Genomic DNA, 24,967 nt, shown 5'->3' on the forward strand with positions numbered 1-24,967 from the left:
CCTCTTGCTCATGTTATGCCCGAACACAAAATTTCTGACACCCCCGCCGTCACGGCGGAAGGGGCCCGAAAGCCCCCCAGAAAACCACTACCCAGGCAAATCCGGCCACCGATCCGACACCAGAAATACCCGTTCCTCCTCGTGCCAGACCCCGTCACCAGCTTCCACCACCCGCACCAGCAACTGCGCTGGCGCCAGCGGATCCAGCGCCGCGAGCCATTGCCCCCAATATTCAAGCGACCAGACCTCGGCCGCCGCGATCCGAGCCGGTGCCAGCCATGATTGGCGAGGCAGCAACTGCCACCGGCCATCCTGGCTCAACGCCGCAAACCCTGGCCAATCCCGCTGATACACCCAGCGCCCGCGCAAATGTTGCGGATGCGCCCCGGCAGGCGAATCCGCATGCCCCGGCCACGGATACAGCAGATACCCGCCCATCCACAATTGCGCAGTGAAAGCCCCGATCCCCAGCGCCGCCAGCGCCTGGCGACTCTCGGCCCTGGCAGAGATCGGCAATTGGTGCCCGGTCAGGTGCGCCAGCTTGCGATCCAGCCGGTCATGGCACCCGGGCCCCAGCCAGTGCGCCGGGTCCAGGCCATCGCCCCCGGGTGGCCCGAGGTACAGCTTGATCGCCAGTTCCTGATGATGAACCCCTTCGGCATCGCGCAGGAGCATGTCCAGCTCACCGAGGGTATGCCCGCCCTCGCGAATCGGCAGGTTCGATGCGAGTAGCTCGACCCCCGGCGCATGCATCAATGCAAACTGCCACAAGCGTTCGTAATACAGTCCGAGTCGCCGGCTGACCGCCAGGGCCAGCCAGTCCAGCAACGGCTGGCTGTCGCGATCCAGCGCCAGCAGCCAGTCGCGCAGTTGTTCAGGCGCCGCCGCCCAGTCACTGGCCGCCAGCGGATGACGCTGCGGCCAGGGCGTTACCTCAAGCAATGGCGGCGTCACCAGCACCCACGCAAGGTCGCGCACGGCGGGTTGGCGCAGTTGGCGGGGCAGGGCGGCGAGGCTGGCAAATGGGTTCATCCAGCGAGCATAGCCCCGATGCCCCACGCCCAGCGCAAAAACCGCCGTTTGCCGCTACCCGGCGCTTTCGCCCATAATCGAACTCTTTGGCGCAGATCGCCTATTTACCGCCGCAGAGCCTCGCAGGAGCCCCATGGAGCAATTTCGCAATATCGGTATCATCGGCCGCCTCGGCAGCTCCCAGGTGCTCGATACCATTCGCCGACTGAAAAAATTCCTGCTGGCGCGTCACCTGCACGTCATCCTCGAAGACACCATCGCCGAAGTGCTGCCCGGCCACGGCCTGCAAACCTCCTCGCGCAAGCTGCTCGGTGAGGTGTGCGACATGGTCATCGTGGTCGGTGGCGACGGCAGCCTGCTCGGCGCCGCCCGCGCCCTGGCCCGGCACAATATCCCGGTGCTGGGGATCAACCGCGGCAGCCTGGGCTTCCTCACCGACATCCGCCCCGACGAGCTGGAAGTGAAAGTCGCCGAAGTGCTCGACGGCCACTACCTGGTGGAAAACCGCTTCCTGCTCCAGGCCGAAGTGCGCCGCCACGGCGAGGCCATCGGCCAGGGCGATGCGCTCAACGACGTGGTGCTGCACCCGGGCAAATCGACCCGGATGATCGAGTTCGAAATCTACATCGACGGCCAGTTCGTCTGCAGCCAGAAGGCCGACGGCCTGATCGTCGCCACCCCGACCGGCTCGACCGCCTACGCGCTGTCCGCCGGCGGGCCGATCATGCACCCCAAGCTCGACGCCATCGTCATCGTGCCGATGTACCCGCACACCTTGTCCGGCCGGCCCATCGTGGTCGACGGCAACAGCGAGCTGAAGATCGTCGTCTCCCAGGACCTGACCATCTACCCGCAGGTCTCCTGTGACGGCCAGAACCACTTCACCTGTGCGCCCGGCGACACCATCACGGTGAACAAGAAGCCGCAGAAGCTGCGCCTGATCCACCCGCTGGACCACAACTACTATGAGGTCTGCCGGACCAAGCTCGGCTGGGGCAGCCGTTTGGGTGGTGGAGGCGACTGATGCTCGATCCCGCGCGCAGTTACGACCTGATCGGCGATGTCCACGGCTGTGCCCACACCCTGGAACACTTGCTCGACACCCTCGGCTACAAGCGCCAGGGCGGTGTGTGGCGGCATCCGCTGCGTCAGGCGTTGTTCCTCGGCGACATCATCGACCGTGGCCCGCGTATTCGCGAGGCCCTGCACATCGTCCATGACATGGTCGAGGCAGGCCAGGCCCGCTGCATCATGGGCAACCACGAATACAACGCCCTGGGCTGGACCACCCCGGCCTTGCCCAGCACCGGCAAGGCATTCGTGCGCGAGCACACGCCACGCCACGCCCGACTGATCGACGAAACCCTGACCCAGTTCGCCCACCACCCCGGCGACTGGCATGACTTCCTCGAATGGTTCTACGAGCTGCCGCTGTTCCTTGATGCCGGGCGTTTCCGCCTGGTGCACGCGTGCTGGGACGCGCGGCTGATCGACCCGCTGCGCCAGCAACACCCCAATGGCTGCATCGATGAGCATTTCGTCCAGGCCTCGGCACTGCCCGACAGCTTTGCCGGGATGGTCTGCAACCGCCTGCTGCGCGGCACCGACATGCGCCTGCCGGACGGCCTGACGCTGACCGGTGGTGACGGCCTGACCCGCGCCTTCTTCCGCACCAAGTTCTGGGAAGAAGACCCGCAAACCTACGGCGATATCGTCTTCCAGCCTGACGCCCTGCCGGCCGAAGTGGCCAGCGCGCCGCTCAGCCGCAGCCAGAAGAATGCCTTGCTGCGCTACGGCGAGGACGAGCCGATGCTGTTCGTCGGTCACTACTGGCGCAGCGGCAAGCCGGCACCGATCCGCGCCAACCTGGCCTGCCTGGACTACAGTGCGGTGCTGTACGGCAAGCTGGTGGCCTATCGCCTGGATGATGAAACCCGAATCGACCCGCGCAAGTTCGTCTGGGTCGATGTGGAACGGCCGGAGGCCAGCCAATGAATGTGATTGAGGTGCTACGCCTGCCGCTGAGTGTTGATCTCAGCGGTTTTGTCAGCCTGTTGCGGCGCCTGCAGGTGCCGCACCGGGTCAGCGAAGAGAGCGGCAACCAGGTGCTCTGGGTGTCTGAAGGGCTGGCGGACGATGTGCGTCAGTTGTACCAGCGTTATCCCGAGGGCAATGCCGACATCGAACTGCCCCAGGGCGAGGCGCTGGCCGGGCCGAAGCGGCCAGGTTTCACCGAGCAGTTGCGCACAAGCAAGGCGACCGCCGGGATCCTCCTGCTGTGCCTGATCGTCGCCGGCCTGACCGGCCTTGGCGACAACTGGCAGACCCTGAGCTGGCTGACCTTCCTCGATTTTCGCGTGCAGGGCGACTACCTGTACTTCACGCCGCTGGCCGACAGCCTTGCCCAGGGCCAGTACTGGCGCCTGATCACGCCGATGTTCGTGCATTTCGGCATCCTCCACCTGGCGATGAACGGCCTCTGGTACTGGGAACTGGGCCGGCGCATCGAACTGCGCCAGGGCGCCTGGGCCATGCTCGGCCTGAGCCTGGTGTTCGGCCTGGTGTCCAACGTCGCCCAGTACTGGTTTGGTGGCCCGAGCCTGTTCGGCGGGTTGTCCGGGGTGCTGTACGGCCTGCTCGGGCATATCTGGCTGTACCAGTGGCTGGCGCCCAACCCGGTGTATCGCATGCCGCGTGGTGTGCTGGTAATGATGCTGGTCTGGCTGGTGCTGTGCCTGTCCGGTTTTGTCAGCCTGCTCGGCTTCGGCCAGATCGCCAACGCCGCCCATGTCGGCGGGTTGTTGGTCGGTTGCCTGAGTGGGCTCTTGGGTGGGGCGCTGGCCCGGCGTAAACTGTCCGCTTGATTTTTGGAGTCGCTATGACCACTTTTGCGCAAATGATCGAAAACATCACACCGGATATCTACCAGAGCCTGAAACTGGCTGTGGAACTCGGTAAATGGTCCGATGGGCGCAAGCTCACCACCGAGCAGAAAGAGCTGTCGCTGCAGGCGGTGATCGCCTGGGAGCTGCAGAACCTGCCGGAAGAGCAGCGTACCGGCTACATGGGCCCGCAGGAATGTGCCTCCAAGTCGGCGCCTGTGCCGAACATCCTGTTCAAGTCGGATGCGATCCATTGATCGAAGTCGGCCGCGGTTCCATCAGTAAAATGTCCGCGCGTCTCGAGACGCCGGTCGTGCAGTACGCGTTTCGCCTGGGCGATACCGAGGTGCCGGTCAACCCCATGCTGGGCAAGACCGTGCGTTTGGAATACCTGGGCGCGATCCATTGCAGCCATTGCGGGCGCAAGACCAAGACCAGCTTCAGCCAGGGCTACTGCTACCCGTGCATGACCAAGCTGGCCCAGTGCGACGTGTGCATCATGGCCCCGGAAAAGTGCCATTACGACGCCGGCACCTGCCGCGAGCCGTCCTGGGGCGAGCAGTTCTGCATGACCGACCATGTGGTCTACCTGGCCAACTCGTCGGGCATCAAGGTCGGTATCACCCGCGCCAGCCAGTTGCCAACACGCTGGCTCGACCAGGGCGCGAGCCAGGCCCTGCCAATCGTGCGGGTGGCCACCCGGCAACAATCCGGGCTGGTCGAAGACCTGTTCCGTAGCCAGGTTGCCGACCGCACCAATTGGCGTGCGCTGCTCAAGGGCGATGCCGAGGCGGTCGACCTGGTGGCTGTGCGCGAACAACTGTTCGCCAGCTGCGCCGAAGGTTTCCGCGGGTTGCAGGAGCGATTCGGCCTACAAGCCATTCAGCCGCTTTCCGATGTAGAACCGCTGGAAATCCGCTACCCGGTTGAAGCGTATCCAAGCAAGATCGTCAGCTTCAACCTGGACAAGAATCCCGTGGCCGAAGGCACGCTGCTGGGCATCAAGGGCCAGTACCTGATCTTCGATACCGGTGTGATCAATATTCGCAAATACACGGCCTACCAGCTGGCCGTGCATCAGTAAAAGGACCGCCACATGCGTACCGAACAGCCGCAAGTGATCTACCTCAAGGACTATCAGGCACCCGAGTACCTGATTGATGAGACCCACCTGACCTTCGAACTGTTCGAGGACCACACCCTGGTCCACGCGCAGTTGGTCATGCGCCGCAACCCGGCACGCGGTGCGGGCCTGCCGCCGCTGGTGCTCGATGGCCAGCAGCTGGAACTGCTGAGCGTGGCACTCGACGACCAGGCGCTGAACGCTGGCGACTACCAGCTGGGAGACAGCCACCTGAGCGTGCAGCCAACGGCGGCGACCTTCACCCTGGGCACCAGCGTGAAGATCCACCCCGAGAGCAACACCGCCCTTGAAGGCCTGTACAAGTCCAGCGGCATGTTCTGCACCCAGTGCGAGGCCGAGGGCTTTCGCAAGATCACCTATTACCTCGACCGCCCGGATGTGATGAGCACGTTCACCACCACGGTGATCGCCGAGCAGCACCGCTACCCGGTATTGCTGTCCAACGGCAACCCGATTGGCTCGGGCCCGCAGGAAGACGGCCGGCACTGGGCGACCTGGGAAGACCCGTTCGTCAAGCCGGCCTACCTGTTCGCGTTGGTGGCAGGTGATTTGTGGTGTGTCGAAGACAAATTCACCCGTCAGTCCGGGCGTGACGTGACCCTGCGCATTTATGTCGAGCCGGAAAACATCGACAAGTGCCAGCACGCCATGAACAGCCTGAAGAAGTCCATGCGCTGGGACGAAGAGGTCTATGGTCGCGAGTACGACCTGGACATCTTCATGATCGTTGCGGTCAACGACTTCAACATGGGCGCCATGGAAAACAAGGGCCTGAACATCTTCAACTCCAGCTGTGTGCTGGCCCGTGCCGAAACCGCCACCGATGCTGCGCACCAGCGCGTCGAAGCGGTGGTGGCCCACGAGTACTTCCACAACTGGTCGGGCAACCGCGTGACCTGCCGCGACTGGTTCCAGCTGTCGCTCAAGGAAGGCTTCACGGTGTTCCGCGATGCCGAGTTCAGTGCCGACATGAACTCGCGCACGGTCAAGCGCATCGAGGACGTGGCCTACCTGCGTACCCACCAGTTCGCCGAAGATGCCGGCCCGATGGCCCACGCTGTGCGCCCGGACAGCTTTATCGAGATCTCCAACTTCTACACCCTGACCGTCTACGAGAAGGGTTCGGAAGTAGTGCGCATGGTGCGCACCCTGCTCGGCGCCGAGGGCTTCCGCAAAGGCAGCGACCTGTATTTCGAGCGTCATGACGGCCAGGCAGTGACCTGCGATGACTTCATCAAGGCCATGGAAGACGCCAACGGCGTCGACCTGACCCAGTTCAAGCGCTGGTACAGCCAGGCCGGTACGCCGCGTCTGGCGGTGAGCGAGTCTTACGACGCCGGTGCGCAAACCTACAGCCTGACGTTCCGCCAGAGCTGCCCGGCGACGCCGGACAAGGTCGAGAAGAAGCCTTTCGTGATCCCGGTGGAGCTGGGCCTGCTCGACGCCCAGGGCAACGACATTGGCCTGCGCCTGAGCGGCGAAGCGGCCGCCGTGGGCACCACCCGTGTGCTCTCGGTAACCGAGGCCGAACAGATCTTCACCTTCGTCGATGTCGCGGCCAAGCCGTTGCCGTCGCTGCTGCGCGGCTTCAGTGCGCCGGTGAAGCTGAGCTTCCCGTACGACCGTGACCAGCTGATGTTCCTGATGCAGCATGACAGCGACGGCTTCAACCGCTGGGAAGCGGGGCAGCAGTTGTCGGTGCAGGTGTTGCAGGAGCTGATCGCGCAGTACCAGCAAGGTGCCGAGCTGGTGCTTGATCAGCGCCTGGTCACGGCGTTGGGCAGCGTGCTGGCCAACCAGCAGCTGGACCAGGCCATGGTGGCCGAGATGTTGTCGCTGCCGGGTGAGGCCTACCTTACCGAGATCAGCGAAGTGGCCGATGTCGATGCCATCCATGCAGCCCGCGAGTTTGCTCGCAAGCAGTTGGCTGAGCAGTTGTTCGATGGCCTGTGGGCGCGTTATCAGGCCAACCGTGAGTTGTCGAAAACCACTGCCTATGTGGCCGAGGCCGAGCATTTTGCCCGTCGCAGCTTGCAGAACATTGCCCTGTCGTACCTGATGCTCAGCGGCAAGCCGCAGGTGCTGGCGGCGACACAGGAGCAGTTCGACGCGTGTGACAACATGACCGAGCGCCTGACCGCGCTGGCCGTGCTGGTCAATTCCGCGTTCACTGCCGAGCGCGCCAAGGCGCTGGAAGTGTTTGCCGAGAACTTCAAGGACAACCCGCTGGTCATGGACCAGTGGTTCAGCGTGCAGGCGGGCAGCACCTTGCCGGGTGGTCTGGCGCGGGTGCGTGAGCTGATGCAGCACCCGGCGTTCACCTTGAAGAACCCGAACAAGGTACGCGCGTTGATCGGTGCCTTTGCCGGGCAGAACCTGATCAACTTCCATGCGGCGGATGGTTCTGGGTATCGCTTCCTGGCGGACCTGGTGATCGAGCTGAACGCGTTGAACCCGCAGATTGCCTCGCGGCAACTGGCGCCGCTGACCCGCTGGCGCAAGTATGACGCGGCGCGTCAGGCGCTGATGAAGGGCGAGCTTGAGCGCATTCGCGGCTCGGGTTCGCTGTCTAGCGACGTGTTCGAAGTGGTGAGCAAGAGCCTGGCCTGATTGCAGGTGAGGTAAGAAAGGGCTGGCCTGTCACTGGGCCGGCCCTTTTTTATGGGCTCTTGTAGCCGCTGCCGTCAGGCTGCGCTCGCCTGCAACGCAGGCGCCGCTGTTGGCAGCCCTTGCGGACTCCAGCGCAGCCTGACGGCAGCGGCTACAAGAGCGGCGCTGCGACGATTCGGCTCGGGTCGCAATAGGAATTACCCAGTCTTAACAAAAGATAACGACAACCGCGTTGTCATCCCGATCCCTGGCCTGTTAGCTTGAGCTCAAGATTCGCGGGGCTCTAACCTGCAGCTTTGCGCCCCGCAGGCACTACTCCAATAACAATAATCGTGGGAGAGGTCTATGAGCGAGCCTGTCATGGCGCGCGCCGTCCAAGGTGCACCGCGAGGAAGGGCAGCCCCCGCCGCACTGGCTGCCAGCGCGTTGCTGGCCCTGGCGATGGGGCTCTTTGCCAATACCGTCGAAGCCGCCAAGAACGACGACGCAGCAAAGACAATCTATTCACAAACCTCGGACAAGGCTTCACGCAGCCTGCTGATCGATGTTGTCCATGCCGGGCCACGTCTGGTCGCGGTGGGTGATCGCGGGCACATCCTGTTCTCCGACGACCAGGGCAGCACCTGGACCCAGGCCCGCGTGCCCAGCCGCTCGTTGCTCACCGCCGTCAAGTTTGTCGACGACAAGCACGGCTGGGCCGTCGGCCACGACGCGCAGATCCTCTCCACCGACGACGGTGGCGCCACCTGGAACAAACAGTTCGAAGACCTCACGCGCGAAGCACCGCTGCTCGACGTATGGTTCGAGAACACCCAGCACGGCATCGCCATCGGCGCCTACGGGGCCGCCCTGGAAACCACCGACGGCGGCAAGCACTGGCAAGACATCGGCGATCGCCTCGACAACCAGGACGGCTACCACCTCAACGGCATTGCCGCGGTGAAGGATGCCGGCCTGTTCATCGTCGGCGAGCAGGGCAGCATGTTCCGCTCCAGCGACAACGGCCAGACCTGGGAAACCGTCCAGGGCCCATACGAAGGCACGTTGTTCGGCGTGATCGGCACCTCCCAGGCCAACACGCTGCTGGCCTACGGCCTGCGCGGCAACCTGTACCGTTCCACCGACTTCGGCACCAGTTGGGACAAGATCGCCCTGCAAGGCGTACGCGGCCCGCTCGAATTCGGCCTGTATGGCGCTACGCTTCTCGATGATGGCAGCCTGGTATTAGTCGGTAACGGCGGCACGGTGCTGCGCAGCAGCGACGACGGCGTCAGCTTCGCTGTCGTCAACCGGGCAGACCGCCTGGCGCTTTCGGCCGTGAGTGGCCTGGCGGACGGCAACCTGATCGTGGTCGGGCAGGGCGGTGAACACGCCGCCACTGCGACCGGCGCCGAGAGGGCGCAACCATGACCAGTCGGGAGTCGATCAGCATGAATCAGCAACACCATCAGGACAAAGCGACCCTGCTCGAGCGCCTGATCTTCAACAACCGTCCGGTGGTCATCGGCATCTGCCTGCTGGTGAGCATCTTCCTGTTCTGGCAGGCGACCCTGATCCGGCCGTCCACCAGCTTCGAGAAAATGATCCCGCTGGAGCACCCGTTCATCCAGAACATGCTCGAGCACCGCAACGACCTGGCGAACCTGGGCAACACCGTGCGCATTTCGGTGGAGTCGACCAACGGCGACATCTTCAGCAAGGAGTACATGGAGACCCTGCGTCAGATCCATGACGAGGTGTTCTACATTCCAGGCGTTGACCGTTCGGGCCTGAAGTCGCTGTGGAGCCCCAGCGTGCGCTGGACCGAGGTGACCGAAGAGGGCTTCGCCGGCGGCGAGGTCATCCCGCAGACCTACAACGGTTCTCCCGACAGCCTCGAGGACCTGCGCAACAACGTGCTCAAGTCCGGCCAGGTCGGGCGCCTGGTGGCGAACAACTTCAAGTCGAGCATCATCGACATCCCGCTGCTGGAGTCCTACCCGGACCCGCAAGACCAGGGCAAGCAGATCAAGCTCGACTACCAGGCCTTCTCGCACCAGCTGGAAGAGAAGATCCGCGACAAGTTCGAAGCGCAGAACCCCAATGTCCAGATCCACATCGTCGGCTTTGCCAAGAAGGTCGGCGACCTGATCGACGGCCTGATGATGGTGGCGATGTTCTTTGGTATCGCCCTGGTCATCACCTGGATCCTGCTGTACTGGTTCACCTGGTGTATCCGCAGCACCATCGCGGTGCTGATCACCACATTGGTTGCGGTGGTCTGGCAGCTCGGCCTGATGCACGCGGTAGGCTTCGGGCTGGACCCGTATTCAATGCTGGTGCCGTTCCTGATCTTCGCCATCGGCATCTCCCACGGGGTGCAGAAGATCAACGGTATCGCCTTGCAGTCCAGTGATGCCGAGAACGCCCTGACGGCGGCGCGGCGCACCTTCCGCCAGCTGTTCCTGCCGGGGATGATTGCCATCCTGGCCGACGCCGTGGGCTTCATCACCCTGCTGATCATCGACATCGGGGTGATCCGCGAGCTGGCCATCGGCGCTTCCATCGGCGTGGCGGTGATCGTCTTTACCAACCTGATCCTGCTGCCGGTCGCCATTTCCTATGTCGGCATCAGCAAGAAGGCCATCGAGCGCAGCAAGAAGGACGCGACCCGCGAACACCCGTTCTGGCGCCTGCTGTCCAACTTCGCCAGTGCCAAGGTGGCGCCGGTGTCCATCGTGCTGGCCTTGCTGGCCTTCGGTGGCGGCCTCTGGTACAGCCAGAACCTGAAGATCGGTGACCTCGACCAGGGCGCGCCGGAACTGCGCCCGGACTCGCGCTACAACAACGACAACAGCTTCATCATCAGCAACTACTCGACCAGCTCCGACGTGCTGGTGGTGATGGTCAAGACCAAGAGCGAAGGCTGCTCGGTGTACCCGACCATGGCGCCGATCGACGAACTGATGTGGAAGATGGAGAACACCCCGGGCGTGCAGTCGGCGATCTCGCTGGTGACCGTGTCCAAGCAGATGATCAAGGGCTTGAACGAGGGCAACCTGAAGTGGGAAACCCTGTCGCGCAACCCTGAGGTGCTCAACAGCTCGATCTCCCGTGCCGATGGCCTGTACAACGGCGATTGCTCGCTGGCGCCGGTGCTGATCTTCCTCAACGACCACAAGGCCGAGACCCTCGACCGCGCGGTCAATGCGGTGCAGGAGTTTGCCAAGGAGCACAACACCGAAGACCTGCAGTTCCTCCTCGCGGCCGGCAACGCCGGGATCGAGGCGGCCACCAACGACGTGATCAAGTCGGCCGAGCTGACCATCCTGATCCTGGTGTACATCTGCGTGGGGGTGATGTGCATGATCACCTTCCGCTCCTTTGCCGCGACCTTGTGCATCGTCCTGCCGCTGGTGCTGACCTCGGTACTGGGCAACGCACTGATGGCCTACATGGGCATCGGCGTGAAGGTGGCGACCCTGCCGGTGGTGGCATTGGGTGTGGGGATTGGTGTGGACTACGGCATCTACATCTACAGCCGCCTGGAAAGTTTCCTGCGCGCGGGCATGCCATTGCAGGAAGCGTATTACCAGACGCTGCGTTCGACCGGCAAGGCGGTGCTGTTTACCGGGCTGTGCCTGGCGATCGGCGTGTGCACCTGGATCTTCTCGGCGATCAAGTTCCAGGCTGACATGGGCCTGATGCTGACCTTCATGTTGCTGTGGAACATGTTCGGTGCGCTGTGGCTGCTGCCAGCGCTGGCGCGCTTCCTGATCAAGCCGGAGAAACTGGCGGGCAAGCAGGGCGGGTCGATTTTCGCCCACTGACCGACCGCGTCGCCTCTATCGCCGGCAAGGCCGGCTCCCACAGTACCGGTTGCACATGCAACCTCCTCTGTGGGAGCCGGCCTTGCCGGCGATGCTTTTGCGGTATCATGCAGCCTTTCCAGCACGATACCCATGCCAATGACCACCCTCTCCCAAGCCCTGCACACCTGCGACATGCTCCTTGTCGACGGCTTGCACGCCTTTGAATTCACCCGTCGCGATGACGGCCTGCAAGTCGAATGCATGGATGGCAACAAGTTCAAGCGCTGGTTCTTCACCGCCGCCCAGGTCATCGAAGCCCGCGCCGATGGCCCGGACTGGCTGATCAATGCTGACCAGAGCGAGCATCGACTAGTCTGTATGAGTGCTTTCTGCGCCCCGGACGAAGACGATGATGAAACACCTGCTGACGCTCCTGCTAACGACTAGTGCCATGCTGCTGAGCGCCACCGCCCACAGCCATGATCTGCTGGTGGGCAGCTACACCGATGGTACCAGCGAAGGCATCTACCGCTATCGCTTCGACAGCACCACCGGCAGGATCAACACCACGCCGCAGCAGGTGCTCAAGAGCAGCAACCCGTCCTGGCTGACCCTCTCGCCCGACCACCGTTGGCTGTTTGCAGTCAACGAGAATGGTGCCGGCAAAGGCGAAGTCAGCAGCTTTAGCATCGACCCCAACCCCGTCAGCCACGTGCTGAGCCCTCTGAACCAGGTGCCCAGCAAGGGCGATGAGCCGACGCATTCCAGCCTCAGCCACGATGGCAAGTTTCTCTTTGTCGCCAACTACGGCGTGCAACCGGTGCCAGGCGGTAGCCTGAGCGTGCTGCCGGTGGCGGCCGATGGCCGGCTTTCCGCGCCCAGCCAACAGTTGCAGCATCAGGCCAGTCATGTGAACCCCGAGCGCCAGGCCGGGCCGCATGTGCATTCGGTGGTGTCGTCGCGCGATGGGCGTGAGGTGTTTGTCAGCGACCTGGGGGCGGACAAGGTCTTCATCTATCGCTATGACCCCAGCCATGCCACAACGCCCTTGAGCCCGGCCAACCCGGAAGCGATCCACCTGCCGCCGGGCAGCGGGCCACGCCACCTGCTGTTTTCCAGGGATGGCGCGCATGCGTACCTGACCCTGGAAATGAGCGCTCAGGTCGCGGTGTTCGATTACCGGGACGGCACCCTGGTACCGCGGCAGATCGTTGACCTGACGGCCCAGACCGAACCTGCGGCCAAGGCCGCTGGCGCCTTGCACCTGTCGGCTGATGGCCGATTCCTGTATGTCAGCAACCGTGGCACGACGAACGAGTTGGTGGTGTTTGTGGTGAACGAGCAGGACGGCAGCCTGCAATTTCTGCAGCGGCGTTCGGTGGAGGGGGATCACCCGCGTGAGTTCGCGTTGGACCCGAGTGAGGGTTACGTGCTGATTGCCAACCAGAAGAGCAACCAGATCGTGGTGATCAAGCGTGATCCATTGACCGGTTTGCTGGGTGATACCTTGCAGACGCTGGAGCAGGCGGCGCCTTCGGACCTCAAGTTCATCGACTGACTATCAATTGCCTTGATATCCGCTACTGCCTCAATGAATTTTTCGGCGCGGGGGTGGCGGGCGTAAGTTTGATTCACGGCCTCAGACGGCCCTTTCAAACTACCGACTTCGAGGTCAATGCCATGAACTTCAATCTCTTCCCGGTCATCTCCGCCTCCGCCATTTCCGCTTCGGTCGTGTTGCCCGCCGGTGCGCAGATCGAAATCAACGAGCGCAAAACGTCGACCCCCAGCTATACCCAGAAGTATTTGCAGCAAAGTGCCAATTTTTATGCGGCGCTGGATCACAAGACCCAGCACTGAGTCGGGGCGTCAGAAGCATCGCCGGCAAGGCCGGCTCCCACAGGGGTTGGATGTGCAACGGATACTGTGGGAGCCGGCCTTGCCGGCGATGCTTTTTCAACGGGCCATGATGGCCTTGAACAATGCCGACTCCAGCCACCCTTGCAGCCAACCGCGCACACCAGGATAGGGCGCCTGGGCAAACCACTGCGGTTCGACCCCGGCAAACTGGCGAATGAACGGCATCAGCGCAACATCGGCCATGCTTGGGCGTTCGCCCAGCAGGTAGGCGTGCTGCGTCAGCCGCGCCTCCAGGTCTGCCAGAATTTCTTCCGCCAACGCCCGGTACGCTTCACGCGACTGCTCCGGGTAGCGCTCGGCATATTTGTAGTGATTGAGCCGCACCTTGAACAGCGTGTCGTTGCGGCTGATCAACGCCTGCATCTGTTCGATGGCTTCAGGCTCGTCACGCAACAGCCAATTTTCCGGGTCGTGTCGTGCCAGTGCCCAGCGCATGATCTCCAGGCTTTCCTCAATCACCCGGCCCTCCACGCTCAGCACCGGCACCGTGCCCTTGGGCGACAGCGCGAGCATTTCGGCCGGCTTGGCTTTCAGGCTGACTTCGCAGATCTGCACCGGACAGCCGCTGTAATGGAGGGCCATGCGCGCACGCATGGCATAGGGGCAGCGTCGGAACGAATAGAGGATCATCCACTGACCTCCACGGTACTCAAGCCATTGCCCTGACGACGTACCTGGATTTGCACCGGGATCCGCTCGTGCATTTCCTGCACATGGGAAATCACCGCCACTTTGCGGCCTTGGGCCTGCAAGCCATCCAGTGCGTCCATTGCCAGCTGCAGCGATTCCGGGTCGAGGCTGCCGAAACCTTCGTCGATAAACAGCGATTCGATGCGCAGGGTGCTGGAGGCCATGGAAGCCAGGCCCAGGGCCAAGGCCAGCGACACCAGGAAGGTCTCGCCACCCGACAGCGAATGCACCGAGCGCAGCTCATCGCCCATCTCGGTATCCAGCACCAGCAGCCCCAGCAGGCTGCCGCCACGCTTGAGGCGATAACGTCGGGCCAGCTGACGCAGTTGGACGTTGGCGTGGTGCACCAGCAAGTCGAGGTTGTAGCCCTGGGCGATCTTGCGGAACACATCGCCGGTGGCCGAGCCGATCAGCGCACTCAGCCGCGCCCAGCGCTGCCATTGGCCATGAGCCTCGGCAATGCGCCCGGCCAGGGCCTGGTTGGCCTGCTGGCGGCGCTGGTCTTCAGCCTGTTCAGCGCGCAGCTCGGCACACTGGTGCTCGCGGCTGGCCAGTTGCTGTTGGGCCTCGACCAAGGCCTGCTCAAGCTGCTCGGCAGACAGTTCGCCGTTGCCCAGGGCCTGATGCTGTTGCAGGCGCTGTTCGCGCTCCTGCACCAGCACCTTGGCCTGTTCGATGGCCTTTTCGGCGTTTTGCAGGCTTTGGCGCAGTTGGCTGAGCTGTTCCTCGTCAATCGCCAGCAGCGCGTTCAGGCCGCTGTCATCGAGGTCCGGGTGGGCAAGGCGCCATTGGGCGATCAGGCTGTCCAGCTGTTGGCTTTCCTGTTCGAGCGTGGCGCGTTGTGTTTCCCGTGATTTCAGTTCGGTGGTCAGTTCCACGGTGCGCGTGCGGGTGTCTTGCAGTTGCTGGCTGGCGCCGCTTTCGGCTGTGCGCGCGTGCTCCACGGCGTGTTCCAGCTGCTGCTGCCAATGCTCGGCACTGGCATGTGCGCCGACCAGCGCGGCCAATGCCTCGCGGGCGCTGTGCTGTTGCGTGCTCAGTGCGACGACCTGCTGCTGCAATTCTTCCTGCTTTTGCAGCCGTGCCTGCTGCTGCAACTGGAGCTTGTCCAACTGCTGCTGGCGCTCGCCCAGTTCCTGCTGCTGGTCTTTCTGGCGGTCCAGCAGTTCCAGGCGTTGCGAGAGTTGCTGGTCCAGGTGCAGGAAGGTGGCCGACGGCTCTTCGCGCAGGCGTTGCAGAATGTCAGCCGGCAACAGCGTGGCAAAGCCGGTCAGCTCCTGCTCCAGTCGCTCGGCGTCCGCGTTCAGCGCCTGCTGCTGGTGGCCCAGCTGTTGCGTCGCCTGTTGGCTGGCCTCGTTGGCTGCCTGAAGCTGCTGGTGCAGGCGCGCGGCGTCCTGTTGCAGGGTGAGCAGGGTGTTCTGGCGCTGCTCATCACGACCGATATCGTCGTTCAAGCGCCGCAGTTGCAGCTCCAGCCAGGCGCTACGGCCGTTGCTGTCCTGTTCGGCGAGCTGTGCATGCAGCGGGTGCGCTTCCAGGCTCGGGGCAGCGGCCTGTTGCTGGCTGGCCAGTTGTTCGAGCTGGTGCAGGTATTCCTTGATCTGGCCGTTGACGCCACCCAGTTGCGTGCGCAACTCATCGAGCCGGGCCTTGAGCTGGTCGACCGAACGCTGGGCGTTGGCTTCCTCGTCCTGGTCGTGGCGGCCGAGGCTTTGCAGCAAGGCTTCGGGTTGGTGATAGGGGTGTTCCTGGCTGCCGCACACCGGGCAGGGCTGCTCGTCCTGCAACTGTGCGCGCAGCTCTTCGACGCTGGCGCTGCGGGCCAGGCGCTGGCGTTCGAGCAATTGCCGGGTGACGCTTAGCGCCTGCTCGGCAGCGGTCAGTGTGGTCTTGCCTTGGAGGCCTTCGGCAATCAGCTGTTCGCGCTGCTGCTGGGCAGCCTGCTGACGCTCTCGCAGGGCCTGAACGCGTTGTTCCAGCTCCTGATGGCTGCTCCACAGGCGAGTCAATTCCTCGATGCCGCGTTGCTGTTTGCGGTTGTCTTGCAGCAGGGTGCCGAGCAGGCCGATCTGTTCGGCCAACGCCTCCGGTTCGGCGCCGGCTTCCTGGAACAGCAGGGCCAACGCGGTGCGTTGCTCGTCGCACTGGCGGGTAGCGGCCGCGGCGCGTTGCTCCAGCAGCGGCAGCTCTTCGCGGCCTTTGCTCAGGCGGTTGCCGATCAGCATCAGTTGCTGCAATTGGCCACGGTAGGCGTTCCACGCATCGCCGATGCTGGCGAGCGGGGCGCTGTGGGCGAGTTGTTCGGCGATGCCGTTCAGGCGCTCGCGGGTGTGGGCTTGCAGTTCGTTCAGGCTGGTCAGCTGTTGCTGGCCATCAGTGCTGGCCTGTTCGGCCTGTTGGCACAGTGCAGCCTGGCCGCTCAGTTCCTGTTCCAGGCGGGCCAGGGTGTTTTGTTCGGCAAACGCCTGGCGCAGCGGCGCAACGCTGTCGGCTTGTGCCGCGAGCGCCTGTTTCAGCGCGTCAGTGGCGCTGAGCAGGTCCTGCTCCAGTTGGAGCTGGCGGTCGTGCAGCGCAGCCTGTTGCTGGTGTTGCAGGGCGATTGCCCCAGCCAGCGCAGTACGCTGGCTGACCAGCTCCCGTTGCCGGGCAAATTGATGGCGCTGCGGGGCGAGTTGTTCCAGGCGGGCGAGCTTCAGACGCTCGTCGGCCAACTGTTCCCAGTGTTGCTGGGCACTGTGCTGGCTTTCGCTGGCGGCGCGCTGCTGGTCCTGCAATTGCAGCAGCTCGGTCAGCCAGGCGCGTTGCAGTTCGTATTGGCGCAGCTGGCCTTGCTCCAGCTTGAGCTGGCGCTGCGCTTGACCCAGACGTTCATCCAGGTCGGCGCGGGCCTCGTCGCTCATCGGGATGACGCCGCTGGCCTGGTCGAGCAGGGCCTTGTGCGCGTCTTCGGCTTCCTTGCTCTTGCTGTAGGCGCGGCGGCCCAGCTGGCTGTAGATCGCCGTGTTGGTGAGCTTTTCCAGCAGCTCGCTGCGTTCGCGGTCATCGGCCTTGAGGAAGGCGCTGAACTCGCTTTGGGCGAGCATCACGGCGCGGGTGAACTGCTCGAAGTTCAGGCCCAGGCGGGCCTCGATCAGTTGCTCGTATTCACGTTTGCTCTGGTTGCTCAGCAGTTGGTTGCTGTCCAGGTCATGCAGGCTCTGGCGGCTGCCTTGCAGCTTGCCGGTGGCCTTGTCGCGGGCGCGGTTGGTTTCCCAGCGGGCGCGATAGCGGCGTGCGTCGATGCCGACGAAGTCGACCTCGGCAAAACCGCTGCCGGTGCCGCGGCGCAGCAGGGTGCGCGGGTCGCTGGTGAGGATCTCGCTGTCCACTTCCGGCAGCTTGGTTTCGCGGCCGATGCTGCTCAGGCGCGGCACCGAGCCGAACAACGCCAGGCACAGGGCATCGAGCAGGGTGCTCTTGCCCGCGCCGGTGGGGCCGGTGATGGCGAACAGGCCGGCACTGGCCAGCGGCTCGGCGGTGAAATCGATTTCGAACGGCCCGGCCAGCGAGGCGAGGTTCTTCAGGCGGATGGCAAGAATCTTCATGGCTGTTCCTCTTCCTGCTGCACGTCCTGCAACAGCAGGGCGAAGTCGGCCAGGGTCTGCTCGTCGACCGCGCTGCCGTAGGCCTGCTCCCAGGCACGGCTGAACAGTTCGTGCGGGGTGAGCTGGCCGAGCTCGATCAGGCGCGCGCCGTCTTCGCCGTCGGCGCCATTGCTGCCGGCGTATTCGGCGGCGATGCGCACCAGGCGCACGGCTTTGCCGTGCAGGGCTGCTTCGATCTGCTGGCGCAGGTCGGGTTGCGGCTCATCAAGGCGCACGCGCACTTCCAGCCAGGGCTGACGCTGCGGGTCATCCAGCAGGTCGACCACTGGCAGCTCGAGCAGTTGTTCGAGTATTTCCGCCAGCGGCGCCGGGCCCAGGCGTTGCAGGTGAACGGCGCGCGGTACCAGGCGCGATTCGACGCTGCTCAGGCTGGCGCCGTCGAGTTCGACTTCCAGCACCTGGTGCGGGTAGCCGATCTCGGAGAACGACAACGGGATCGGCGAGCCGCTGTAGCGGATGCGTTCTTCGCGGTTGACCCGTTGTGGCTTGTGCAGGTGGCCGAGGGCGACGTAGCTGATGTCCTTGCCGAACAGGCTGGCGGGCAGGGCTTCGGCGTTGCCGATGATCAGGCTGCGCTCGGAGTCTTCAGACACCGAGCCGCCGGCCATGTGGGCGTGGCTGACGGCGATCAGGGCCTGGCCGGCTTTGCGTTTTTCCAGGGCGGCGGCAATCAGCCGTTCATGCACCTGGCCGATGCCGCGCAGGTAGTCGTCCCCCAGGGCGGCGCCGGTGACTTCGGCGGGGCGCAGGAAGGGCAGGGCCAGGCACCAGGCGGTGGTCTTGCCTTTGGCGTTGCTCAGCGGGATGAGCAGGCGTTCGCTGTCGAGTACGCCGTCGTCGAGCCATTGCACCCGGCCCAGGGCGTGGGTGCGCAGGCGGCGCATCAGTGCGGCGGGCAGTTCGATGCGCGAGCCGGAGTCGTGGTTGCCGGCGATCATCACGATGTCGAGCTTGGGTTGCTGTTCGTGGGCCTGGACGATGAAGTCGTAGAGGCGTTCCTGGGCTTTGACCGGCGGGTTGACCGTGTCGAAGATATCGCCGGCGATCAGCAAGGCGTCGGGTTGGCGCAGCTTGAGCTGGCCGAGCAGCCAGTCGAGGAAGCAGGCATGTTCGAAGTCGCGTTCCTGGCCGTGCAGGGTTTGTCCCAGGTGCCAGTCGGAGGTGTGAAACAGACGCATGGAGAGTCCTGTGGGCCAGGTCGGTGGAAATAGCCGGGTATGGTAACGCGCCCAGGGCGTTGAGGGGACCTTGCTTGATGAGCTTGTGCTTGGGCGAGTGCGCTGCACTCGATCGCTGGCAAGGCCAGCTCCCACAGGTGTTCGCGGCGCTATTGCTCTCTGTGGGAGCCGGCCTTGCCGGCGAAGAGGCCGGCAGGGGCAGTGAACAAGTTGTGAGCTTTACTCAAGCAGTGCTATTTCGGATACAGCGGCGGCAAGCTGCCGTTTTCGCCATTTACCAGCTGGCCAAGCTCGGCCGTCGGGATCGTGCCGATCGCTCGCCACAGGTCTTCGCCCTGCCAGTACTGCCCAGACTCGCTGTACAACGCCCCATTCAAGCCATCCAGCGCATCCGACAGCGGCACGAACCGCGCCGCCATGTCCGCCAGCGTCTCCGGCTGCTGCCGCGCCCAGGCATCCAGGGCCTGGCGCGTGGCCTGCGGATCATTGGCCTGGCAGGCGCGCTTGAGATCATCCAGCAGGGTGCGCGGGCTCGGCCCGCTCTGCGCCGCGCGCAATACCGCCGGCTGCGAACGCGCACGCCACCACAAGGCAAACCCCGCCAGCGTGGTCAGCGCCAGCACCAGCGTACTCAACTGCCATGGCCACAACGCATACAACTCACTACTGCCGGTACTGGCTGGCGCTTCAGCAGTCAGCGCCGGGTTGTCGGCAACCTGCACGCTGCGCGCCGGCAGGCTGCTGCGCTCCAGGTGATCTTCACGGGTGTTCCACCAGGTCACCTCCAGGCTCGGCAACTCCAGGCCGCCACTGTGGGTCGGCACCAGCGCCTCACGCTCTTCACGGCTGCCCAGCAACCCGCGCTCGTTAATCTGGTTGCGCAGTTGCGGTTGGTCCGGATAGCGCCGCAACCCCGCCACCTCGGTGGCCGGCAGGGCCGGCAACTGGGCGCTGGACAAACCCTCGGCCTTGAGCACGATGCTGCGAGTCAGCGAGTCGCCAATCTGGATCGGGGTCTGTGCCGGGTCCGGGCTCCAGTGTTCCTCCAAGCTCAGGCTGCGCGCCGGCAGCCAGGGCTGGTCCGCCGGGTAATCAAGCGGCCGCGCCTTGACCTGCAAGGTCATCGGCGCCGAACTCACCCGCACCTGCTTGCCGGTGCGTGGCGATGCGCCGGCCTGTGGCGAGCTGTCCACCATGCTGGCGCTGAAGGTCAACGCCGGAATGCTCAGCTCGCCACTCTGCTGCGGGTAGATGGCATAGCGCATTTCGATCACGCCATGGCGCACACCATTGATCAGCTTCTCGTAGGTGCGCGACTCCCCCAGTGGCTCGACCTTGGCATTCTCGACCTGCAACGGGCTGAGGTTGCTGTCGTCATACAGCGATACCGAATGGTTGATTCGCAGGGTCAGCACCGCCTGCGCCTGCACATAGGCGCTCTGCTCATCGAGGCTGGCCTCCATGAACACCGGAGCCAGGTCCACCGGGGTGTTGGCGTCGGAAGGCAGCACCTGCACCTGTACCGGCTCGCTGCGCGCGTCCCCCAGTTGCAGGGCGGGGATCTCCAGCGAGCCACTTTGGCGCGGCATCAACGTGATCACCCAGCGCGTGGTCGCCTTGGCCTGGCCCTCAAGGGTATTGAGGCTGTTGAGCTGTCGGGTGCCGCGCACCTCGAACTGCGGCTGCAAGGGGGTCAGGTCCGGCTTGCCGAACTGGGTGACGTCGTTCATCTCCAGCGTCAGTTCAAGGGTTTCGCCCGCACTCAGGCGGGCTCGGTCAACACTGGCGTGCAAGCTGGCGGCCTGCACCTGCAGGGCCAGCAAAAGGCTGAAAACGAAGGCGCATACGCGACTCATCGATGGGTTTCCTGATGTTGTTGCTGTTCGTACCAGAATTTGCGCCGCAGCAGCTCGGCCGGGTTGTCCGGGATCTGCCGCAGCCATTGTTCCAACGCCTGGCGCTGTTCGGCGTCGAGGGTGCTGCTGGTTGGCCGCTGAGGTGGCCGGGTGCTGTCCTCGTCTTGTGCGGTGCCGGGCGCCTGGGTCTCGCCGGGCTCGGTGGAATCTTGCGGCTCGCCGGTCTCGGCCTGGTCGTCGTTGCCACTTTCGCTGCTGCTGGACTGCTGACCGCTGCTGGCGCTGTCGGTGGGCATGTTCTGGCTCGGCTGCTCGGGCTCGTCGCTGGTCTCGGGTTGCTCCGGGCTCGCGGCTTTTTGTTGTTGCAGTATCTGCTCGACCAACGCACGGTTGGTTAGCGCGGCCTGCAATTCGGGCTGGCGTTCGAGGGCTTGCTCGTAGGCGTCCAGCGCCGCTTCCAGCTCGCCGCTGCGGGCCAGGGCATTAGCCCGATTGTAGTGCGCGGCGGCGCTGTTGCCTTGGGCAAACAGGCGGGCGGCACCGGCATAGTCGCCTGCCTCGTACAAGGCCAGGCCTTTCCATTGCGGGTCCTTGAAGTGCCTGGCCGCCTCGGCGGGGCGCTTCTGCTCAAGCAACTGCTGGCCCTGCTGGTCGGGGCGCAGCCACAGTTCGCTGAACTCGAAGGCATAGCTGGGCTGCGGCAGGCAGAACAGCAGCGGCAGGCAGAACAGCCAGCCGCGTCGCCCGGCACAGGCCGCCAGCAGCAACAGCGGCAGGAGCAGCCAATAACCCTGGTCGGCCCAGCTGTCGAGCTTCACGGTCTGGCCTTCGGCACGCAGGCTGTGGAGGCTGTCGAACAGGCCCAGGCCACGCAGGTCGAGGTCGTCGATGCGGGCATGCCGGTAGCGCCCGCCGGTGCTGTTGATAAAGGCCTTCAGGCTGGCGCTGTCGAGCCGTGGCAAGAGAATCCCGCCCTCGGCGTCCTTGATGAATTCGCCATTGGCCTGCTTCACCGGAGCGCCTTCGGCGGTGCCGACCCCCAGCATCAACAAGCTCGGGCCCTGACGGCCGAGGGCCTGGACGATCCCTTCGCGCTCTTGCTCGCTCAGTTCCGAGCCGATCAGCAGCAGGCGGCCCTGGCCCAGGCCACCCTGGGCCAGCAGCGACAAGGCCTTGCGCACCGCCAGGTCAGCTCGCTGCCCGGTTTGCGGCATGATCGAGGGGTCGAGGGCTTCAAGCAGGTTGCGGCTGGTGGCCAGGTCGTCGGACAGCGGCACCAGCGTGTGCGCACTGCCGGCATAGACGATGATTGCCGTTTGGCTGTCGCGACGATGCTCCAGCAGGTCGAAGATCTTGCGCCGCGCCTGTTGCAGGCGGTTTGGCGGGCTGTCTTCGGCGAGCATCGAGGGGGTCAGTTCGAGCATGATCACCAGCGGATCGGCGGGGCGCTGATGGCTGTCTTCCAGGCGCTGCCAACTCGGCCCGAGCAGGGCCAGCACGGTCAACACCCAGGCCAGGCCGAGGGCGATCCACGGCAGTTTGCTGTCGCGGCCATTGCCGCCACCGAGCAGTACCGCGTGGAAGGCCGGCGGCAGGATCATCTGCCAGCGCCCGGCACGCTTCTGCCGGTGCCAGAGTTTCCACAGCAGCCAGCCAAGCACCGGCAGCAACAGCAGCCAGGCGGGGCGCAGCCATTCGGGCCACAAGTCGCTCATCGACGCCTCCGCAAGCGCAGGCGCTTGAGCCGTTCACGCCAGTCCGGGTGCGGCTGCAAAAAATGCGGGCGACGCAACAGGCGTTGCAGCAGGTTGTCCGGCCAGCGGTCGCGCACTACCAGCAACATGCTCAGCAGCAGCGCCAGGGCCAGCGGCCAGGCGTACAAGGCCTGGGCGGTACGGGCCTGGGTCGGTTGCTGTTCCACCGGTTCCAGGCGGTCGAGGGTTTCACCGATGGCGGCCAGCTCGTTGCCGTCGTGGGCGCGGAAGTAGGCACCTTGGGTCAGCTCGGCGATCTCCTTGAGCGAGGCTTCGTCCAGGTCCAGGCTCGGGTTGATGCCGAGCAGGCCGGCGGTGCCGCTCTGCTCGGGGTCGGCGCCGATGCCGATGGTGTAGATGCGGATGTTCTCCTGCGCGGCCAGGCGGGCGGCGGTCAGCGGGTGGATCTGCCCGCCGTTGTTGGCGCCGTCGGTCACCAGGATCAGCACCCGGCTCTGCGCCGGGCGCGTGCGCAGGCGTTTGACTGCCAGGCCGATGGCGTCGCCAATGGCGGTGTTCTTGCCGGCGATGCCGATCTGCGCTTCGTCGAGGAAGGTGCGCACGGTGCGCCGGTCGAAGGTCAGCGGCGCTTGCAGGTAGGCCTGGCTGCCGAACAGGATCAGGCCGACACGGTCGCCTTCGCGGTCCTGGAGGAAGTCACCGAGCAGTTCCTTGACCAAAGTCAGGCGGCTGACCTCTTCGTCCTGCCAGCTCATGTCGGGGTAATCCATGGAACCGGACACATCCACCGCCACCAGCAAATCGCGGCCACTGGCAGCCACCGGCAATGGTTCGCCCAGCCACTGCGGGCGCGCAGCAGCACACAACAGCAGCACCCAGAGCAGCACGAACGGCGCCTGCTGGCGCCAGGTCGGCAGGTTCAAGCGGGCGCGGCGCCCGGCCAGGCCTTCGAGTTCGTCGAGGAAACTGACCTTGAGCACCGGTTCGCCGCTGTCGGCGGCGGGCAGCAACAGGCGTGCGATCCACGGCAAGGGGAGCAGGGCAAACACCCACGGCCAGGCCAGTTCAAACATGTTTGCGAATCCAGGTGTCGACCGCCTGGTTGAGCCCGGCGATGGCCTTGTCGTCGAGGCGGCATTCCGGCTTGTAGGCACCCTCTACCAGGATCATCCAGCGGGTCAGGCCCGCCGCCGGGCAGCGGTTGTCGAGGAAGGCCAGCCATTTGCGCCCGTTGAGGGTGTGGCTGTGGCTGTCCGGGTAGTGGTTGCGGCACAGGCGCTTGAGCAGTGCGTTGATCTGCTGCAGCCAGGCACCGGCCGGGGCGCCATCGTAGGGTTTGGGCAGGCGCGCGAGTTCCGCCAGGGCTTCCAGGCGGATCGGGTCCAGCGGCTGTTCGGCGCGCGGGATCGGTGCCTTGCGCGGGCGCCAGTGGCGCAGGCGCCAGGCGGCCCAGCCGAGCAGCGGCAGCAACATGAGCAGCAGCCACCAGCCCGGTGCCGGTGGCCACAGGCCGATCGGCTCGGGGGCGATCAGGGGTTGCAGCTGGTCCAGGGTATTCATCGGTGCTTACCCGAGCGCTGCGGGTCGAGGTACTCGCGCAACTGCTCGATCATTTCGCTTTGCGTGCTCAGCGGCATCAGCACTACGCGCAGTTTTTGCGCGAGCAATTCCCAGCGTTCGATGCGCGCTTCGGCCAGGCTGCGGTAGCTTTGGCGCAAACTGGCGTCGAGGGTGTCCAGTTCCAGCTGGGCGCCGCGCTGGGCAAAGCGCAGCAGGCCGGCAGCCGGCAGGGCATGGTCGAGCGGGTCGGACAGCGGCAGCAGCAACAGGTCGCAATGGCGTGACAGCAGGCCCAGCTGTTGCTCGACCACAGGGTTGAGCGCGCGCTCGTCACAGATCACGATGGCCAGGCTGCCCGGGCGCAGCACCTCGCGTGCCCGGCGCAGCGCCGTGCCGAGGATGTCGCCCTGGGCCTGGGCCTCGGTGTGCAGCGACTGGTTGACCCGCGCCAGGCGGTTGAGCAACTGCAACAGGCTCTGCTTGCTGCGCCGTGGCTTGATTTCATAGTGCTCGTTGTCGCCGAACACCAGGCCACCGATGCGGTCGTTGTGGCCCAGTGCAGCCCAGCCGATCAAGGCGGCGGCCTGGGCGGCGAGCACCGATTTGAACATCAGGCCCGAGCCGAAGAACAGCCGGCGGCTTTGCTCGACGAGAATGTAGATCGGCCGCTCGCGCTCCTCATGGAACAGTTTGGTGTGCGGCTCCTGGGTGCGTGCGGTCACCCGCCAGTCGATGTTGCGCACATCGTCACCGGCCTGGTAGACCCGCACCTGGTCGAAGTCCACGCCGCGTCCGCGCAGTTTTGAATGGTGCAGGCCGACCAGCGGGCTGCGCTGGCCGGGGGCGGAGAACAGCTGCACTTCGCGCACGCGATGGCGCATCTCGATCAGCTCGGTGAGGCCGATGCGGATGCCGTGGGAAGTCAGCGAGTGGTCGGGCATAGGG

General features: G+C 64.7%; 20 protein-coding genes. 11 read left to right on the plus strand and 9 right to left on the minus strand.

Features of this window, described 5'->3' with window-relative positions:
• Positions 1-87: 87 nt before the first annotated feature.
• Positions 88-1,032, minus strand: a complete 945-nt coding sequence (locus tag M5G11_RS16840; RefSeq protein WP_273911690.1) for a DUF1853 family protein — start codon at positions 1,030-1,032, stop codon at positions 88-90.
• A 133-nt stretch (positions 1,033-1,165) separates the two neighbouring features.
• Here M5G11_RS16840 and M5G11_RS16845 point away from each other — a divergent pair, with 133 nt between their 5' ends.
• The 11 genes from M5G11_RS16845 to M5G11_RS16895 all read left to right on the plus strand — a co-directional run bounded on the left by M5G11_RS16845 (position 1,166) and on the right by M5G11_RS16895 (position 13,319).
• Positions 1,166-2,056 (plus strand): NAD(+) kinase, encoded by an 891-nt coding sequence (locus M5G11_RS16845; RefSeq protein WP_273911691.1) that lies wholly within the window; start codon positions 1,166-1,168, stop codon positions 2,054-2,056.
• Positions 2,056-3,027, plus strand: a complete 972-nt coding sequence (locus M5G11_RS16850; RefSeq protein ID WP_273911692.1) for a metallophosphoesterase — start codon at positions 2,056-2,058, stop codon at positions 3,025-3,027. Before M5G11_RS16845 ends, M5G11_RS16850 begins: the two co-directional genes overlap by 1 nt.
• Positions 3,024-3,896 (plus strand): rhomboid family intramembrane serine protease, encoded by an 873-nt coding sequence (locus tag M5G11_RS16855; protein ID WP_273911693.1) that lies wholly within the window; start codon positions 3,024-3,026, stop codon positions 3,894-3,896. Before M5G11_RS16850 ends, M5G11_RS16855 begins: the two co-directional genes overlap by 4 nt.
• Before the next feature lie 14 nt (positions 3,897-3,910).
• Positions 3,911-4,171, plus strand: a complete 261-nt coding sequence (locus M5G11_RS16860) for a YeaC family protein (protein ID WP_273911694.1) — start codon at positions 3,911-3,913, stop codon at positions 4,169-4,171.
• Entirely contained in the window at positions 4,168-4,998 is an 831-nt protein-coding gene (locus M5G11_RS16865; protein WP_273911695.1) for a DUF2797 domain-containing protein, read from the plus strand. The genes M5G11_RS16860 and M5G11_RS16865 overlap by 4 nt, the downstream gene beginning before the upstream one ends.
• Positions 4,999-5,010: 12 nt before the next feature.
• Positions 5,011-7,668, plus strand: coding sequence for an aminopeptidase N (pepN, locus tag M5G11_RS16870; RefSeq protein WP_273911696.1), 2,658 nt, complete (start codon positions 5,011-5,013; stop codon positions 7,666-7,668).
• A gap of 345 nt (positions 7,669-8,013) precedes the next feature.
• Positions 8,014-9,078, plus strand: a complete 1,065-nt coding sequence (locus tag M5G11_RS16875; protein ID WP_420793827.1) for a WD40/YVTN/BNR-like repeat-containing protein — start codon at positions 8,014-8,016, stop codon at positions 9,076-9,078.
• 14 nt (positions 9,079-9,092) lie between these two features.
• Positions 9,093-11,477 (plus strand): efflux RND transporter permease subunit, encoded by a 2,385-nt coding sequence (locus tag M5G11_RS16880; RefSeq protein WP_273911787.1) that lies wholly within the window; start codon positions 9,093-9,095, stop codon positions 11,475-11,477.
• Between the two features lie 138 nt (positions 11,478-11,615).
• The gene (locus M5G11_RS16885; RefSeq protein WP_273911697.1) at positions 11,616-11,906 is read left to right on the plus strand and encodes a DUF5629 family protein; all 291 of its coding nucleotides are present in this window, start codon (positions 11,616-11,618) and stop codon (positions 11,904-11,906) included.
• Positions 11,872-13,017, plus strand: coding sequence for a lactonase family protein (locus M5G11_RS16890; RefSeq protein WP_273911788.1), 1,146 nt, complete (start codon positions 11,872-11,874; stop codon positions 13,015-13,017). The genes M5G11_RS16885 and M5G11_RS16890 overlap by 35 nt, the downstream gene beginning before the upstream one ends.
• 122 nt (positions 13,018-13,139) lie before the next feature.
• Positions 13,140-13,319 (plus strand): hypothetical protein, encoded by a 180-nt coding sequence (locus M5G11_RS16895; RefSeq protein WP_273911698.1) that lies wholly within the window; start codon positions 13,140-13,142, stop codon positions 13,317-13,319.
• A gap of 96 nt (positions 13,320-13,415) precedes the next feature.
• Here the strand turns inward: M5G11_RS16895 and M5G11_RS16900 are convergent, their stop codons facing one another.
• From M5G11_RS16900 to M5G11_RS16935, 8 genes are all read right to left on the minus strand, one after another.
• A complete protein-coding gene (locus tag M5G11_RS16900) occupies positions 13,416-14,009 on the minus strand; it encodes a glutathione S-transferase (RefSeq protein WP_273911699.1) in 594 nt (197 codons plus the stop codon).
• Positions 14,006-17,653: an AAA family ATPase gene (locus M5G11_RS16905; RefSeq protein ID WP_273911700.1), complete on the minus strand. Its 3,648-nt coding sequence runs from the start codon at positions 17,651-17,653 to the stop codon at positions 14,006-14,008. Before M5G11_RS16905 ends, M5G11_RS16900 begins: the two co-directional genes overlap by 4 nt.
• Entirely contained in the window at positions 17,650-18,891 is a 1,242-nt protein-coding gene (locus M5G11_RS16910) for an exonuclease SbcCD subunit D C-terminal domain-containing protein (protein ID WP_273911701.1), read from the minus strand. Before M5G11_RS16910 ends, M5G11_RS16905 begins: the two co-directional genes overlap by 4 nt.
• 233 nt (positions 18,892-19,124) lie before the next feature.
• The gene (locus M5G11_RS16915) at positions 19,125-20,747 is read right to left on the minus strand and encodes a BatD family protein (protein WP_273911702.1); all 1,623 of its coding nucleotides are present in this window, start codon (positions 20,745-20,747) and stop codon (positions 19,125-19,127) included.
• The gene (locus M5G11_RS16920; protein ID WP_273911703.1) at positions 20,744-22,462 is read right to left on the minus strand and encodes a vWA domain-containing protein; all 1,719 of its coding nucleotides are present in this window, start codon (positions 22,460-22,462) and stop codon (positions 20,744-20,746) included. Before M5G11_RS16920 ends, M5G11_RS16915 begins: the two co-directional genes overlap by 4 nt.
• Positions 22,459-23,535, minus strand: a complete 1,077-nt coding sequence (locus M5G11_RS16925) for a vWA domain-containing protein (RefSeq protein ID WP_273925325.1) — start codon at positions 23,533-23,535, stop codon at positions 22,459-22,461. Before M5G11_RS16925 ends, M5G11_RS16920 begins: the two co-directional genes overlap by 4 nt.
• Complete coding sequence (locus M5G11_RS16930) at positions 23,528-24,022, minus strand: DUF4381 domain-containing protein (RefSeq protein ID WP_273911705.1); 495 nt, start codon at positions 24,020-24,022, stop codon at positions 23,528-23,530. The genes M5G11_RS16925 and M5G11_RS16930 overlap by 8 nt, the downstream gene beginning before the upstream one ends.
• Positions 24,019-24,963: a DUF58 domain-containing protein gene (locus M5G11_RS16935; RefSeq protein WP_273911706.1), complete on the minus strand. Its 945-nt coding sequence runs from the start codon at positions 24,961-24,963 to the stop codon at positions 24,019-24,021. The genes M5G11_RS16930 and M5G11_RS16935 overlap by 4 nt, the downstream gene beginning before the upstream one ends.
• Between the last annotated feature and the right edge of the window lie 4 nt (positions 24,964-24,967).

The sequence above is a fragment of the Pseudomonas fontis genome (genome assembly GCF_028656955.1).
Classification (GTDB): Bacteria; Pseudomonadota; Gammaproteobacteria; order Pseudomonadales; family Pseudomonadaceae; genus Aquipseudomonas; species Aquipseudomonas fontis.

Bases quoted from the DNA above. Each gene is read 5' to 3' on its own strand.
- M5G11_RS16840 (WP_273911690.1), bottom strand. From the start codon at position 1,032: ATGAACCCATTTGCCAGCCTCGCCGCCCTGCCCCGCCAACTGCGCCAA.
- M5G11_RS16845 (WP_273911691.1), top strand. From the start codon at position 1,166: ATGGAGCAATTTCGCAATATCGGTATCATCGGCCGCCTCGGCAGCTCC.
- M5G11_RS16850 (WP_273911692.1), top strand. From the start codon at position 2,056: ATGCTCGATCCCGCGCGCAGTTACGACCTGATCGGCGATGTCCACGGC.
- M5G11_RS16855 (WP_273911693.1), top strand. From the start codon at position 3,024: ATGAATGTGATTGAGGTGCTACGCCTGCCGCTGAGTGTTGATCTCAGC.
- M5G11_RS16860 (WP_273911694.1), top strand. From the start codon at position 3,911: ATGACCACTTTTGCGCAAATGATCGAAAACATCACACCGGATATCTAC.
- pepN (WP_273911696.1), top strand. From the start codon at position 5,011: ATGCGTACCGAACAGCCGCAAGTGATCTACCTCAAGGACTATCAGGCA.
- M5G11_RS16875 (WP_420793827.1), top strand. From the start codon at position 8,014: ATGAGCGAGCCTGTCATGGCGCGCGCCGTCCAAGGTGCACCGCGAGGA.
- M5G11_RS16885 (WP_273911697.1), top strand. From the start codon at position 11,616: ATGACCACCCTCTCCCAAGCCCTGCACACCTGCGACATGCTCCTTGTC.
- M5G11_RS16890 (WP_273911788.1), top strand. From the start codon at position 11,872: ATGAAACACCTGCTGACGCTCCTGCTAACGACTAGTGCCATGCTGCTG.
- M5G11_RS16895 (WP_273911698.1), top strand. From the start codon at position 13,140: ATGAACTTCAATCTCTTCCCGGTCATCTCCGCCTCCGCCATTTCCGCT.
- M5G11_RS16900 (WP_273911699.1), bottom strand. From the start codon at position 14,009: ATGATCCTCTATTCGTTCCGACGCTGCCCCTATGCCATGCGTGCGCGC.
- M5G11_RS16905 (WP_273911700.1), bottom strand. From the start codon at position 17,653: ATGAAGATTCTTGCCATCCGCCTGAAGAACCTCGCCTCGCTGGCCGGG.
- M5G11_RS16910 (WP_273911701.1), bottom strand. From the start codon at position 18,891: ATGCGTCTGTTTCACACCTCCGACTGGCACCTGGGACAAACCCTGCAC.
- M5G11_RS16915 (WP_273911702.1), bottom strand. From the start codon at position 20,747: ATGAGTCGCGTATGCGCCTTCGTTTTCAGCCTTTTGCTGGCCCTGCAG.
- M5G11_RS16920 (WP_273911703.1), bottom strand. From the start codon at position 22,462: ATGAGCGACTTGTGGCCCGAATGGCTGCGCCCCGCCTGGCTGCTGTTG.
- M5G11_RS16925 (WP_273925325.1), bottom strand. From the start codon at position 23,535: ATGTTTGAACTGGCCTGGCCGTGGGTGTTTGCCCTGCTCCCCTTGCCG.
- M5G11_RS16930 (WP_273911705.1), bottom strand. From the start codon at position 24,022: ATGAATACCCTGGACCAGCTGCAACCCCTGATCGCCCCCGAGCCGATC.
- M5G11_RS16935 (WP_273911706.1), bottom strand. From the start codon at position 24,963: ATGCCCGACCACTCGCTGACTTCCCACGGCATCCGCATCGGCCTCACC.